Source organism: Thermoanaerobaculia bacterium (assembly GCA_018057705.1).
GTDB lineage: Bacteria > Acidobacteriota > Thermoanaerobaculia > Multivoradales > JAGPDF01 > JAGPDF01.
The window spans coordinates 18,284-31,827 of sequence record JAGPDF010000049.1 but is presented as its reverse complement, the minus strand read 5'-3'; the positions used below and the strand labels follow the sequence as shown (position 1 = coordinate 31,827).

Annotated in this window: 13 protein-coding genes and 1 pseudogene; 1 reads left to right on the top strand and 13 read right to left on the bottom strand. The window is 70.5% G+C overall.

Annotated features, from left to right (window positions below; all coding sequences use genetic code 11):
- Positions 1-194 precede the first annotated feature (194 nt).
- The 11 genes and pseudogenes from KBI44_14575 to KBI44_14525 form a co-directional block, all read right to left on the bottom strand.
- Entirely contained in the window at positions 195-527 is a 333-nt protein-coding gene (locus KBI44_14575; GenBank protein MBP9145706.1) for a DUF86 domain-containing protein, read from the bottom strand.
- Positions 524-826 (bottom strand): nucleotidyltransferase family protein, encoded by a 303-nt coding sequence (locus tag KBI44_14570; protein MBP9145705.1) that lies wholly within the window; start codon positions 824-826, stop codon positions 524-526. The genes KBI44_14575 and KBI44_14570 overlap by 4 nt, the downstream gene beginning before the upstream one ends.
- A gap of 139 nt (positions 827-965) precedes the next feature.
- Positions 966-2,168 carry an argininosuccinate lyase gene (argH, locus tag KBI44_14565; protein ID MBP9145704.1) on the bottom strand — a complete coding sequence of 401 codons (1,203 nt, stop codon included), beginning with the start codon at positions 2,166-2,168 and terminating at the stop codon, positions 966-968.
- Positions 2,165-3,292 (bottom strand): M20/M25/M40 family metallo-hydrolase, encoded by a 1,128-nt coding sequence (locus tag KBI44_14560; GenBank protein MBP9145703.1) that lies wholly within the window; start codon positions 3,290-3,292, stop codon positions 2,165-2,167. Before KBI44_14560 ends, argH begins: the two co-directional genes overlap by 4 nt.
- 7 nt (positions 3,293-3,299) lie before the next feature.
- Positions 3,300-4,250, bottom strand: coding sequence for an acetylglutamate kinase (argB, locus tag KBI44_14555; GenBank protein MBP9145702.1), 951 nt, complete (start codon positions 4,248-4,250; stop codon positions 3,300-3,302).
- Between the two features lie 26 nt (positions 4,251-4,276).
- Entirely contained in the window at positions 4,277-5,335 is a 1,059-nt protein-coding gene (locus KBI44_14550) for an N-acetylornithine carbamoyltransferase (protein MBP9145701.1), read from the bottom strand.
- Positions 5,332-6,525: an aspartate aminotransferase family protein gene (locus KBI44_14545; GenBank protein ID MBP9145700.1), complete on the bottom strand. Its 1,194-nt coding sequence runs from the start codon at positions 6,523-6,525 to the stop codon at positions 5,332-5,334. Before KBI44_14545 ends, KBI44_14550 begins: the two co-directional genes overlap by 4 nt.
- 16 nt (positions 6,526-6,541) lie before the next feature.
- Positions 6,542-7,648: an N-acetyl-gamma-glutamyl-phosphate reductase gene (gene argC / locus KBI44_14540; protein ID MBP9145699.1), complete on the bottom strand. Its 1,107-nt coding sequence runs from the start codon at positions 7,646-7,648 to the stop codon at positions 6,542-6,544.
- A 98-nt stretch (positions 7,649-7,746) separates the two neighbouring features.
- Positions 7,747-8,802: pseudogene (locus KBI44_14535) on the bottom strand (hypothetical protein).
- Positions 8,799-10,055 (bottom strand): argininosuccinate synthase, encoded by a 1,257-nt coding sequence (gene argG, locus KBI44_14530; GenBank protein ID MBP9145698.1) that lies wholly within the window; start codon positions 10,053-10,055, stop codon positions 8,799-8,801. Before argG ends, KBI44_14535 begins: the two are co-directional and overlap by 4 nt.
- Positions 10,056-10,106: 51 nt before the next feature.
- On the bottom strand, positions 10,107-10,610 hold the full coding sequence (locus KBI44_14525; GenBank protein ID MBP9145697.1) for a hypothetical protein: 504 nt from the start codon (positions 10,608-10,610) through the stop codon (positions 10,107-10,109).
- Between the two features lie 161 nt (positions 10,611-10,771).
- Here KBI44_14525 and KBI44_14520 point away from each other — a divergent pair, with 161 nt between their 5' ends.
- Positions 10,772-11,629: a hypothetical protein gene (locus KBI44_14520; GenBank protein MBP9145696.1), complete on the top strand. Its 858-nt coding sequence runs from the start codon at positions 10,772-10,774 to the stop codon at positions 11,627-11,629.
- 108 nt (positions 11,630-11,737) lie between these two features.
- On the opposite strand, the gene KBI44_14515 is transcribed toward KBI44_14520, so the two are convergent.
- Both KBI44_14515 and KBI44_14510 read right to left on the bottom strand, forming a co-directional pair.
- Positions 11,738-12,352 carry a class I SAM-dependent methyltransferase gene (locus tag KBI44_14515; GenBank protein ID MBP9145695.1) on the bottom strand — a complete coding sequence of 205 codons (615 nt, stop codon included), beginning with the start codon at positions 12,350-12,352 and terminating at the stop codon, positions 11,738-11,740.
- Between the two features lie 13 nt (positions 12,353-12,365).
- On the bottom strand, positions 12,366-13,481 hold the full coding sequence (locus KBI44_14510; GenBank protein MBP9145694.1) for a VWA domain-containing protein: 1,116 nt from the start codon (positions 13,479-13,481) through the stop codon (positions 12,366-12,368).
- Between the last annotated feature and the right edge of the window lie 63 nt (positions 13,482-13,544).

Genomic DNA, 13,544 nt, shown 5'->3' with positions numbered 1-13,544 from the left:
AAGCTCGCGATCGAGCTCCATCCCGAGCTCCTCGGCGAGGCGGGGTTGCGCGCCCTCCTCGCCACCCTCGCCGCCGCCGGCTTCGAGGAGAGCCGCCTGCTGTCGGGCAAGCGCAAGAGGTACTTCCACAAGCGCGGGCGCGGAACGGAGTGCTGAGGTGAGACCTCAGCTTCTGGACGATCCGGTTCGATGTGCTACCGGTCGCGCGGGAGTGCCCGCAGCGCGCTTTCGAGATCCGGCAGGTGGTTGGACACGACATCCCAAACGATGGTCAACGAGACGCCGAAGTAGTCATGAACGACCCGGTCGCGCAGCCCTGCCATGCTGCGCCAGGGCATTTCGGGATGTTTGGCGACGAACTGCGGCGAGATCTTCTTCGCGGCCTCTCCGAGGATCTGCAGGTTCCGCAGCACGGCGTCCTGGGTACGCGGGTCGCTGAGGAAGTCTGCTTCGCCGCCCGTGGTGTATTCGCGGATGCGCCGGACAGCCTCGAGGATGTGCTCGACGTAGGTCGCGTCGCTCGTCACAGGGCGATCGCTTCGGCGAGGATGCCTCGGTGGAGGAACGGGTTCAACGCATCCTCCGTGAGCACGTCGACCTTCCTGCCAAGATCGGCCTCGAGCTCGTCGCAGAAGGCCAGCAGATCGGAGTAGCCCCGGCCGGGTCCCAAACGCACCAACAGGTCGAGATCGCTGTCCGGTCGGCTGGTTCCCGTGACCACCGATCCGAAGACACGGGGTGCTTCCATGCCATGCCGGCGCGCGGCATCGCGAATTGCCGCGACGACAGCGCTCGAAAGCGGGGCCTCCTCGCTGGTCTCAGCCATGCCCGAAGGATAGCTCCGCTTCGCCCGGGCGTCGAACCTGGAAATTCGCCGGCATTCCGCGCCGCAATTGGCGCCTTCCGCCGCGACTTCAGCCATTGCGCGCTGCCGCATCGCTCGCTACCGGGGCCGGAGCGTACGGTTACTCAGGGTTCGGCTTTCTTTCCTCGAACTTCGCCGCCACCCGCCGGTAGGCCTCGCGGAAGGGGATGCCCTCGGTGACGACCAGGCGGTTGGCCTCTTCGGCGGCGAAGAGCTCGGGGGGCAGCTCGCCGGCTGCGGGCAGGAAGCGCAGGCGCGGGAGAGTCGAGGCGAGGAGCTCGGTGGTGGCGCGCGCCAGGTCGCAGGCTTTGAAGAGCGGGGCTTTGAGGAGCTGCAGGTCGCGGTGGTAGCCGGAGGGGAGTTTGGCGGGAATCGCCAGGGCTTCGATGAGCAGGCCGAGCGACGTGGCGCCGCGGCCGCGGACGAGCTCGAAGAGGTCGGGGTTTCTCTTCTGCGGCATGATCGAGCTGCCGGTCGTCATCTCCTCAGGGAGCTCGACGAAGCCGAACTCGCGGCTCGCGAAGAGCACCAGGTCGGAGGCGAGGCGGCCGCAATCGGCCATCAGCAGATGGACCTCGAACAGGAGCTGGGCCTCGGCCTTGCCGCGGGCGAGCTGCACGGCGGTGACGGGCTCCTGGGTAGTCGCGAAACCGAGTGCCTCGCGGGTCGCCTCGCGGTCGATTGCGAGACCCGGCGTGCCGTAGCCGGCGGCCGAGCCGAGCGGATTCTGGTCGATGCGCCGCAGGCAGCCTTCGAGCCCCTGCGCGTCGTCCTCGAGGGCGGTCGCGAAGCCGCCGGCCCAGAGCGCCACGGAAGAGGGCATCGCCGGCTGGAGGTGGGTGTAGCCCGGGAGCGCGAGCTCCGGGTGCGCGACCGCCACCTCGCCCAGCGCCGCCGCGACGGCGCGGCTGCCTTCGGCGAGGGCGGCGACTTCGTCTTTCATCCAGAGCCGCAGCGCCGCGAGCACCTGGTCGTTCCTCGACCGCCCGAGGTGGACCCGCCCGCCGGCTTCGCCGATGCGCTCGGTGAGCCGGCGCTCGAGAGCCGTGTGCACATCCTCATCGGCGAGCTCCACCCGCCAGAGCCCCGCGGCATGCTCCGCGGCGAGGGCGCTGAGCCCCGACTCGATCGCCGTGAAATCGGCCGCGGCGAGGAGCTTCTGGTCGCGGAGCATCGCGGCGTGGGCGATCGACGCCCGCACATCGTGCCCGACCAGGCGATTGTCGAACAGCGCGTCTTCGCCGGCGGTGTAGGCGAGCACCTGCTCGTCGAGCGGCTTGCCCTTGTCCCAAAGACGGCTCATCGCTCGCTCCCCCCATCGACGGCAATGCCCGCCGCCAACTCAATCAGCAGCCGTTCGTAGAACTCAGCCCCGTCGACGATCTCCTGCTCGAAGACGAACTCGTCCGGCCGGTGCGAGCGCTCGCTCTGCCCCGGTCCGACCTTCACCGCCGGGATGCCGCGGAAGAAGGTCAGATCCGAGAGCGTCGCCGACCCGTAGAGACGGGCTTCGGGGCGGGCGCGACGAGCCGCCGCGATGAGCGCCGACCCGGGGTCGGTCGCAACCGGAACGAGGCGGTCGGAGAGCACGACGAGCTCACTCGCCACGGCACCGCGCAGGCGCGCGAGCAACTCAGCCGGCGACTCGGCCGGCACTGTGCGACAGTCGAGCACCGCTCGCGCCTCCGCGGGCACGACGTTGCGGGCCGAACCGCCGGAGAGGACCGTAGGCTCGACGGTCGCGCGCCCGAGATACGGATCGAGCGGACCTTCAGGAAGATCGGCGAGCGCCGCCAGGTCTCGCGCCAGGCCGACGATGGCGTTGCGGGCTCGAAGCGTCCGCGCGTGGGCTGCATGCGCCGCCTCGCCACGCGCCACGAGCTCGAGGACGAGCAGCCCCTTCTGCGCCACCGCGAGGTCGAGCCCGGTGGGCTCGCCGACCACCGCCATCGCCGGCACGAGGCCGCGCCGTTCGAATTCGGCGACCACCTCGGAGGTGCCGACGCTCTTCGTCTCCTCGCCACGCACCAGCATCAACGCCAAAGTGAACGGCAAGTCGACGCCGGAGACCGCGAGGAAGGCGCCCGTCATCGCTGCCACCGAGGCCTTCGCGTCGTTCGCGCCCAGCCCGAAGACCTTGCCCTCGGCGCACGATGGCGGATGCGGCTCCCGTGTCCAGCCAGGTGAAGCTGGAACGGTATCGACATGCGTGTTCAACACCACCAGCGTCGCGCCCTCCACGTCTCCCTCTACCGGAGCCTTTCCTGTCCAGGCCACGAGGCTGCCGCCGACAAGCTCGGTCGTCGCCCCGTGACCTTCGAGAAAAGAGGAGAGCAGCGTGACGATGGCCGATTCCTCGCCGGAGACCGACGGCGTCGCAACGAGCTCGCGGTGAAACGCGAGGAGCCCTTCGCGCGTCAGCCTCACAGCGACCTCATTCGCGGCCCACCAGAGCGGCGGAGGGGGCGGCGGCAGGAGCAGCCGGATGCAGCGCCGCCACCGAGGGCACGACGAGCGTGCCGATCCCTTCGTTGGTGAACAGCTCGACGAGCACCGCGTCGGGGGCCGCGAACGGCACGAGATGGACGCGCGGCACGCCGCCTTCGAGGGCGCGGGCGATGGCCCGCGACTTGGGAAGCATGCCGCCGGTGAGTGCGCCCCGTGCCTCCAGGGCCGCGAGCCCCTCGAGATCGACGAGCGAAACCAGCGAAGCGGGGTCATCCGCCCGCTCGAGAATACCGGGCACCGCCACCGCGAACAGGAGCTTCTCTGTGCCGAGCGCCACCGCGAGCTCGGCGGCGATCGTGTCGGCGTTGACGTTCAGGAGCGCTCCGTTGTCGTCGGCGGCGAGCGGCGCGATCACCGGGACATAGCCGTCATCGAGGAGCTTCTGCACGACGCGGGGATTCACCGCCACGACATCGCCGACGAAGCCGTAGTCGACCGCCGGAGATTCTGCCGTACCGACCGGACGAGCTGCGGGCACCGGTGGGCGCTTGCGTGCCTCGACGAGGCCAGCGTCGACTCCGGAGAGACCGACTGCAGCCACCCCGGCACGGCGGCAGATGGCGAGGAGCGTCGTATTGACCTTGCCGGCCATCGCCATGACCGCGGCCTCGAGGGTCGCGGCGTCGGTCACCCGGCGGCCGTCGATCTTCTGCGTCGCGAGCCCCAGGCGGGAGGCGAGCTCGGTCGTTTGCGGCCCGCCACCGTGGACGAGGACGACGCGGATGCCGAGGCGGTGCAGGACCTCGATCTGCTCGAGGAAGAGCACCAGCCGCGCCTCCTCTTCGATCGCCTCGCCCGAAAGCTTGACGACGAAGGTCTTGCCCTGAAAGAGGCGGAGGTAGGGCAGGGCGTGCTTCAGGCCCGCCACCTCGGTCATCCGGTCGCTACGCTGTCCGACGTCTTTCATCGCTTCTCCTTCATGGAAATCGTCGCGCCTTCCTGGCGCATCCCGGCATTCACTCCGGCGAGCATCCGGTGCAGCACGGCCATCTGGGCCCAGAGTCGGTTGTGCGCCTGCCGCACGACGACGCTCCGCGGCGAGTCGAGCACGGCGTCGGCGACGACGACGTTGCGGCGCACCGGCAGGCAGTGCATGAAGCGCGCCCCGGGTGCGTTCTCGAACCAGCTCTCCTCGACGCACCACGCGGCGAGCCCGGCGCGCAGCGTGCGTTCGGCTTCGGCATCGCCGTAGTTTGCCGCCGACGCCCAGGACTTGGCGTAGACGATCGCGGCGCCCTCGAGCGCCGCCGGCCGCTCATCGGTCTCGCGGATGCTGCCGCCCGTTCCCGCGGCGAGGTTCCGCGCCTCGGCGAGGAGCGACTCCGGCAGCGCGTACGCTTCGGGCCGCAGGACGGTCAGTTCCATGCCGCGCAGCGCGGCCATCTGCAATACCGCCGCCGGCACGGCGAGCGGCAGCGCCTTCGGATGATTCGCCCACGACAGAACGAGCTTGCCGTGGCGCGCCACCCCGAGCTCGTCGAGCGTCTTCCAGTCGGCGAGCGCCTGGCAAGGGTGATCGATCGCCGATTCGAGATTGATCACCGGCCTGGGCGACAGGCCGGCGAGCGCCCGGAAGCTCGAATCGGCGAGATCGGCCGCGAGATCGGTCCCCGAGGCGAAGGCCCGCACGCCGAGCACGTCGGCGTAGCCGGCGAGCACCGGTATCGCTTCGCGCACGTGCTCCGACGCGGGGCCGTCCATGACGACACCGTCGCCCGTCTCGAGCTTCCAGGAGGAGCCGCCGGGCGTGACGACGAAGCTCGTCCCGCCGAGCTTCGCCATCGCCGCCTGCATCGAGGCGAGGGTGCGCAGCGACGGGTTGAAGAAGAGCAGCCCGAGGATCTTGCCGGCGAGCGCCTGGCGGTCGCCCTCGGTTTCGAGGCGCTCCGCCAGGGCGAGGAGATCGACGATCTCTTCGCGCGGCAGGTCCGCGAGACTCCAGAACTGCTCCAGTCGCTTCATTCGGCGAGCTCCTGCAGGGCCGCGGCGAGGAGCGCGACATGCTCGAGACCGAGAGTGAGCGGCGGCAGCAGACGCACGACGAACGGATCGTCGCTCGTGCCGACGAGGATGTCGCGCGCGAGCAGCTCCGCCTGGATCTCCCTCGCCGGCCGACGGGTCCGCAGCCCGAGGAGGAGGCCCTCGCCCTGGACGGCGACCACCGGACCGCGCCCGGCAAGGCCGAAGAGCGCCCGCGAGACGACGCGGACCCGCGGCATGAGCCCCTCCTCGACGAGCGCGTCGAGGGTCGCCTCGATCGCCGCGCAGACGAGCGGCCCGCCACCGAACGTCGTGCCGAGATCGCCGGCGGCCAGTTTCGGCATCGCCTCGGGCCGGACGACGAGCGCGGCCGCCGGGAGTCCGCCGGCGAGACCTTTGCCGACCGTCAGGATGTCCGGCGTCACGCCGTGCAGGCGCGCCGAGAACGGCGCACCGCTCCTGCCGAGACCGCACTGGACCTCGTCGAAGATGAGCAGGGCGCCGGCCTCTTCGGTGACCTCGCGGGCCGCGACCAGAAACTCCCTTCCGAGAGCGTAGGCGCCGGCCAGCCCCTGCACCGGCTCGAGGATCAGCGCGGCGGTGTCACTGTCGACCGCCTGGGCGAGCCGGCCGAAGTCGCCGCGCGGCACGAACTCGACGTCAAACGGTTTGGCGGGAAAGCCGTACCAGCGCTCCGAGCCCCAGGAGACCGCCGCCGCCGCCGCGGTGCGGCCGTGAAAGGCGCCTTCGATCGCCACCACTTTGCGACGCCCGGTTCTGCGGAAGGCGAGGCGCAGCGCGTTCTCGTTCGCCTCGGCGCCGCTGTTGACGAAGAAGGCCTGCTCGAGCCCCTCGGGGGCGAAGGCGATGAGCGCCTCGGCGGCCCGTCCGCGCACGAAGTTCGGCACGGCGTTCGACTGGAAGTGGAGCTCTGCGGCCTGGTGCGCGAGCGCCGCCAGCAGCCGCGGGTGCCCGTAGCCCAGAAGTGCCACGGCGTGGCCGCCGTAGAGATCGAGAACCCGCCGGCCGTCCGCGGTTTCGAGCCAGACGCCCTCGCCGCGCACCGGCTCGAGGGCCAGGTGCTTGTAGACCGGCAGAAGGTAGCGCGCTTCGAGCTCCGCTGCCGAAGCCTCCGTTCCCGCGTGCAGACCCGCCAATGGACTCGCGATCATCTCTTCGTCTCCCACGTCAGAACCATCCCAGACTCGCGGCTTCGAGGCCGACCGCCTCGTCGAAGCCGTAGATCCGGTTGAGCCACTGCACGGCGCCACCGGCCGCCCCCTTGACCAGGTTGTCGATCGCCACGGTGACGGCGAGCGACCCGCCGCCGCAGGCGACCCCGAGGCGCGCCCGGTTGGTCCCGACGACGTCGGTCAGGGCCGGCGGCGTCCCGCTGATCGCGACGAACGGGCGCCCGGCGTAGAAGCCCGCCAGCTCGCTGGCGATCTCCGCCGCGGCGGCCCCGCGCCGCGCCTCCACCAGCCTTCCCTGGACCGCGGCATAGATGCCCCGTGCCTGCGGCCCGGAGAGCGGCACGAAGTCGATCTCCGGGCGGATCCCCGAGGCCTCGCCGGCAAGTGCCGCCATCTCCGGCGCATGACGGTGGGCGAGCGGCGAGTAGGCTGCGAGGTTGCTGCGCCGCGCCGGATGATGGGTCTTGTCGGAGAGCCCGCGGCCGCTGCCGGTCGAGCCAGTGATCGCGGTCACCGCGAAGTGCGGCTCGGCGACGCCGAGCGCCAGCAGCGGCACGACGGCGAGCAACACTGCGGTCGTAAAGCAGCCCGGGTGCGCGATGCAGACGCTGTCACTTTCTCCCGGCGCCCAGGACGAGTGCTCGGGGAGCGCGCGCACGAAGCGCGGCAGCAGACCCGGGGCCGGATGGGGATGGCCGTAGACGGCTTCGTATCGGGCGGCGTCGGCGAAGCGGAAGTCCGCCGAGAGATCGACCACCGAGAGCGCCACCGCGGCGCTCTCGGCCAGCGCGATCGCCCGCGCCACCAGCGCCGCCGAAGCGCCGTGCGGCGCGGCGGAGACCAGGGCGAAGCGCACCCGGTCGCCGGCCGCGCTCGCGAAGAGCGCCGGGAGCGCTTCGAAGTCGGTGAAGACCAGACCGTCGATCGTCCCGGCGAGATGCGGGAAGGCTTCCGCGACAGCGGTGCCGGCACGGCTCTCGGAGACGACGGCGGCGAGCGTGAAGCCGGGATGGGCGGCGAGCAGGCGCACGACCTCCCCGGCGACATAGCCCGAGCCGCCGAGGACGATCACCGGGACGGTTGCAGAAGCCTTCTGGTTCAACGCCCGCCCTCGTGTTCGACGGCAGAGAGAGCGGAATTAGAGAGGTCGGTCGGATCTTGCGCATCGAGAGCGGCACCGCCGCCCGCGGGCGCAATCCCGAGGCGCGCGAAGACCATCGCGGCGAGCGCCTCCGGCGAGGTCCGGGCGTTGGCCGCCGGCACCCCCATGCGGTCCTCGATCAGCCGGACGCCGACCGCGTTGTCGGTCGCCGGACCGGTCACCGCTACCGGCTCGATGCCGTAGTCGCGCCGCAGGAGCTCGATCCCGCCCCACGCCGCCACTGGATCGTTCGCCGCCAGGACGACGGCCGTGAAGGCGGAGCGCAGCTCGGGGTCTCCGAGAATGGCATCGACGCCGTAGGCGCCCAGAAGGCCATCACCGAGCTCGAGGACGATCAGGTCGGCGCGAAGCGCCGGATCGACGGTCTGGGCGGCGAGCTTCGTCAGCAGCATGCGCGTCGCCTGTGCCGAGTTCGCAGCCGTCGTCGAGACCACGCCGAGGTCGGTGAAGATCGCCGTGGCGCGCGCTCCGGCATCCTCGAGCGCCAGGATGTCCCTCCGCAGCGAGACGCCGGTCGCCTTGAGGCCGTCGACGCGCAAGCCCTGGTGGGCGAACTCGCGCACCAGGGCGCAGGCGGCGGCGGTTTTGCCGCAGTTCATGCAGCTGCCGACCATGGCGACGACCGGAATGCCCTTCAAGTCGAGGCGCGGCTCCGCCGGCAGCGGCTCGCCACCGATCCGCGCGGGGCGCCCGATGCGTTCCCCCAGCACCGGAAAAGAGAGGACCGCGCCGAGCACTTCGCACTCGAACGGCTTCCCGAGGTCCGGATTCACCGAGTCGCAGATCCCCAGCACGCCGCCCAGGTTGAGCAGGTGAACGATGTCACCCGGGGCGAGACGCTCCGGGATCCGCCCGGAGTAGCCGAAGAGGGCGTGCCGGTGGCCGAGACAGCCGGCCACGATATCGCCGCGCTTGACCTGCGCCATGCGGCCGGAGGGCAGCTCGATCTGGTTGTAGGTGCTTTTGTCGGTGAGCACGCGCACCGCGACGACGATCCCCTCCTCGCACGGGATCTCCTTGGTCAGGCGCACCTCGCGCTTCAGTCCGACGCTCTTCGTGACCGAGGCGATCTTGTCGAGGACGATCGTCTTCATGCCGGGCCTCCCTTCGTTGCGGCCGTCTCCAGCTTCTGCTCCCGTTTCGAGACTGCGCACTGCCGTCCGACCCGGGCGTGGAGCTCCCCGGGGAGCGCCGCGAGGCGCGCGAAGCCACGCGCGTCGGCGGCGGTCCACTCCCCGGCGGCTTCGCCGTAGGCGCCGCGCGAGGCCGCGAGGAGCGAGAACGGCGAGCTCACTCCCTCGACGAAGAGCGCCCCGGGGCGCAGCAGCAGATGCACCTCGCCGCTCACCCGCTGCTGGGACGAGGCGAGAAACGCTTCGAGATCGCGGCAGACCGGCTCGAGGTGCTGCCCCTCGTGGACGAGCTCGCCATACTGCGCGGCGATCCCCTCCTTGATGCGCAACTGGCGGCCGGTGAGCACGAGCTTCTCGAGCTCGCGATGGGCCGCGAGGAGGACCTCCGCCGCGGGCGCTTCGTAGGCGACCCGCCCCTTGATGCCGAGAATCGTCTCGCCCAGGTGGATGCCCCGGCCGATGCCGAACGGGGCGGCCACTCGCTCCACGATTTCGATGAGCGCCACCGGGGAGAGCGCCACGCCGTCGAAGGCGACCGGCACGCCCTGCTCGAAGGTCAGACGGTGGCGCGCCGGCGCGAGCGGCGAGTCGAAGGCGCCGCGCGTCGCCACCCACGCGGCTTCGGGGAGCGGCTGCTCGCTCGACTTGGTCTCGCTGCCGCCGATCGTCGTCCCCCAGAGTCCGCGGTTGACCGAATAGGCCGCGCCGTGCGCCGGCACCGGGAGCCCGCGCTCCTCGAGGAAGGCGACCTGCGCCGCACGCGAGACCAGGAAGTCGCGCACCGGCGCGAGGATCTCGAACTCGGGCTCGAGGGTGCGCAGGGCGACCTCGAAGCGCACCTGGTCATTGCCCGCCGCAGTCGAACCGTGAGCCACGGTGGAGCTGCCGAGCTCACGCGCCGCGATCGCCACGCCGCGCGCCTGGATGCTCCGTTCGGCGCCGACCGAGAGCGGATAGGTGCCCCCGCGCCGGACGTTGCCGTAGATCAGGAAGCGGAGCACGCGATCGAAGTACTCGGAACGGGCGTCGAGCATGCGGTGGTGGACGGCGCCCAACGCCGCGGCGCGCTCCGCCAGATCCGCCCGGGCCGCAGTATCGAAGCCGCCGGTGTCGACGGTGACCGTGGCCACCGGCCGCCCGGTCGTCCCGGCGAGATAGGGGATCGCCCAGCTGGTGTCCAGGCCGCCGGAAAATGCCAACACAATGGGCTTCATCGTCACGTTTCTCCGCAGTTTCGAGTGAGGGTCGAGGGCGCGGGTCTGGAATCAGACCGCGCGTCGTCCGGCTGGGACGGCGTACCCGGCAGGGCCGGAGATTTCGGAAAGCAGGTGGCGCAGGCGCTCGAGGAACCGCCGCTGGGCCGCCGCCGAGGAGGTGGCGGCGAAGATCGTGTCGTCGCCGGCGACGGTGCCCGCGAGCTCCGGGAACCCCGCATGATCGAGCGCGATCGCCACCGTCTGCGCCGCGCCGACCGTGGTCGAGATCACCGCGAGGTAGGGGCCCGCCGGCCGCACGCCGCGCACGAAGTGGACGACCTCGCCGAGCGCGTCGCGGGTCTCCGGGCCGAGCTCGTCGGCGAGCACATAGCGCCCGGCCGCCTTGCCCACCCCGAGATCCCGCAGGTCTCGCGAGACCGAGGGTTGGGTGGCCTCGAAGCCTCGCGCCGCGAGCTTCGCCCGCAGCTCCTCCTGGCTCGCGATGCGCGAGCGGCGCACCAGGTCCACGATGGCCTGGCGGCGGCGGTCTCTCTGTTCGATATCGGTCGGCATCTCGTTTACCAGAAGATGCGCATAATCATGCATCCGGTGGAGAATGTCAATAGAGAAAAATTCGTGACAGTTACCCATTTCCCGATTCGGACAGCCATACTCGTCACAAGCACTGTCGGGAAATGGGTAACTGTCACGAATTTTTCCGAGCGAGGAGAGTCATGTCCGAGAAAACCGCTGCGACGCCGCCTGCCGCCGCGCTGCACCTGCCGACCGTGATTGCGATCGCAGTCGTCGCCTACGCGCTGACGAACGTCGCCCACGAGGGGCTCGGGCACGGGGGTATGTGCGTCGCTATGGGAGGGGAACCGCGAGTCTTGAACGCGGTCTACTTCGAATGCGGCCGCGACGGCGTCACCGATGCCGGCAGCCGGTGGATCTCGGCCGGCGGGACGCTCACGAATCTCGCCTTCGCAGCGCTCACCGCGCTCCTTCTGCGTGCTGGCATCGTGCGGGCCGCGACCGGCCGCTACTTCCTCTGGCTCTTCCTGACCCTGAATCTCCTGCAGGCTTTCGGCTACTGGATGTTCTCGGGGCTCGGCGGCATCGGCGACTGGAACGCGGTCGTCGCGGGCTGGCCGCACTACGCTCTCTGGCGTGTCGGCCTCGCCGTCGTTGGTACCGCCGCCTACTGGTTCGTCGCGGTGCCGATCGCGCTGCGCGGACTTTTGCCATTTCTCGACGCCAGCGACCCAGAGACCGGCCCGGGGCGCATGGCGCGTGCCGTGCGCCTCACGGTCGTGCCGTACATCGCCGGCGGTGTGCTCTACGTGTCGGCGGGCCTGCTCAATCCCGAGAGCCCCATGCTGGTCCTCATCTCGGCCGCGGCCGCTTCGTTCGGCGGCGCCTCGGCGCTCGCCTGGATGGCCCAGCTGCTGCGCAACTGCGAGCGCTACCCGCCCACCGGCGCTCCGGCCCTCGGCCTCGCGCGAAGCTGGCCCTGGCTCATCGCCGGCGCCCTCACGGCGCTCTTCTTCATCGCCGTCCTGGGACCCGGGATCGGTCTGAAAAATTCGTGACAGTTACCTGATTTCCAAACAGAGGCTGAAAAACTGGTGACAGTTACCTGATTTCCTCCACCGGTAGATGGGTGCACGGCAACGATCTGCCGGGAAATCAGGTAACTGTCACGAATTTTTCTTGCGCAGCACCCAGGTGGTCATCGCGCGCTGGTCGTGGACAATGGTGGTCTTCAACGGATCGAGAAGCTCGCCGCCGAGCCGGGCGGTGAGCGAGAGGAGCGTCGCGGCGTCGACCAGGTAGCGCTCGCTGCCGTCCGGGAGCGCGAAGCGGCCGCCGCCCAACGACCGGAACTGGCCCTCCATTCCGATACTCGACGCCAGCCGGCAGAAAAAGAGTCCGCCGGGCGCGAGCGCCGCCCAGGAGGCCTCGAGCATGGCGCGGAATTGCTCCGGATCGCGAGCGAAGTGCAGCACGGCGCTGCTGATCACGACCTCCGCGCAGGGACGCGGAAAGGTGTGGGCTTCCACCGCCTCGTGACGGAAGTTCTCCGCCGGCAGCTGCGGCGCCCACTCCGCGGCCAGCCTGCGCACCGCACGGACTGCCGCTGCGTCGCCATCGACGCCGGCGACGGCGTAGCCTTCGCGCAGGAAGTAGACGAGGTTCCGGCCGCCGCCGCAGCCGGCGTCGAAGATCCGCATCCCGGGCGCGATCCGCCCTCGCATCAACTGGTCGACGAGATAGATATCGGTCTGTCCGAGAAGCGCCCGGAGATCGGTCATCAGGCCTGCGAGGCTAGCGCAGTCGCTTCCGACGCCCGTCCGCCCGCCGGTAGACCGCAATCTCTTCGCTCTTCACGTCGTCGGAGGTCGGTTCGTAGACAATCGTCCACTGCCTGCCCAGCTGGTCGAAGATCCGCCTCCACGCGCCCGGCCAGTCCTCCGGACGCTTCACCGTATAGGTCCCGCCACCGCTGTCGGCGATCATCGCGGTGAACCGGTGGCGCTCGGCGGTCGAAAAGGAGCCCGTGGTGTTCTGGGTGTAAGTCATCGTCCGGACGGCCACCGTCTCGCCGACCCGGGTGAGTTGACGCTCCAGTCTGGGCGGATCGGCGGGCGAGCAGCTCCACTCTCCAGCCGCGCCGAGGACGCAGACGGTGTTGCGACAGTCGTCCCGGCCCGGCAGGAGCAGGAAGATCGGAATGGCGAGATCGTTGGATCTACGCGCCACGGAGGAGGCACGCACGAACCCGCCGGTAGTGTCGCAGCCGTCGGAGACGACGATGAGCGCCGCGCGCCCATCGGCGTTGCCGAAGAGCTCCAGCGCCCGGGTCAGCGATTGCCAGAGGGCGGTCGGGTGGGTCCCGGCTTCGGGGCTCGCGGGGAGAGCCTGCAGCACCTCCTTTGCGGCCCCGCGCCCTTCGGCGAGCAGGCGGGCCTGGTCCGCGAAGCCGACCACGAAGACCCGGTCGCTTTCCGAGATGCCCTGATCGACGAGCGCCAGCGCCGCCGCGCGCATCGGTTCGAACGCCGCGTGCATGCTGGCCGAACGGTCGACCGCAATCCCAACCTCGAGCGGATCGGCGGCACCGCCGAGGACCCGCAGGACTTTCTGCGGCTGGCGCTGCCAGAGAACCTCGAACTCTTCGGCCCGCGGCGCCGAGGTGCCGCCCGGGAGGGTCACACGCACGAAGCCGGTGCGGACGTCGATCTGCTCGCCGAAGTGCTGCGGCTCGGGAGACTCCTGGCCCATGGCGCACGCCGCCAGGGCGACGCCGCAAAGAGCGACGGCCAGGGATCTGCCGCGTCTGCGTTCCCGGGGCTTCACCTCCTCGAAAGCCTGCACGGTGCGTGCCGCGGCCCCCTCGCCCGCCAGCGACTCATCGGCGAACCCGGTCTGGAACCCAGCCACTCGGAGACCCGGCCCAACCCGGCTGTCACACACTGCGCGGACCGGCTCCTATGGGAGCAAGGA

Coding starts and splice junctions, on each gene's coding strand:
- KBI44_14570 (MBP9145705.1), bottom strand. CDS start 826: ATGGCTGAGACCAGCGAGGAGGCCCCGCTTTCGAGCGCTGTCGTCGCG.
- argH (MBP9145704.1), bottom strand. CDS start 2,168: ATGAGCCGTCTTTGGGACAAGGGCAAGCCGCTCGACGAGCAGGTGCTC.
- argB (MBP9145702.1), bottom strand. CDS start 4,250: ATGACCGAGGTGGCGGGCCTGAAGCACGCCCTGCCCTACCTCCGCCTC.
- KBI44_14550 (MBP9145701.1), bottom strand. CDS start 5,335: ATGAAGCGACTGGAGCAGTTCTGGAGTCTCGCGGACCTGCCGCGCGAA.
- KBI44_14545 (MBP9145700.1), bottom strand. CDS start 6,525: ATGATCGCGAGTCCATTGGCGGGTCTGCACGCGGGAACGGAGGCTTCG.
- argG (MBP9145698.1), bottom strand. CDS start 10,055: ATGAAGCCCATTGTGTTGGCATTTTCCGGCGGCCTGGACACCAGCTGG.
- KBI44_14525 (MBP9145697.1), bottom strand. CDS start 10,610: ATGCCGACCGATATCGAACAGAGAGACCGCCGCCGCCAGGCCATCGTG.
- KBI44_14520 (MBP9145696.1), top strand. CDS start 10,772: ATGTCCGAGAAAACCGCTGCGACGCCGCCTGCCGCCGCGCTGCACCTG.
- KBI44_14515 (MBP9145695.1), bottom strand. CDS start 12,352: ATGACCGATCTCCGGGCGCTTCTCGGACAGACCGATATCTATCTCGTC.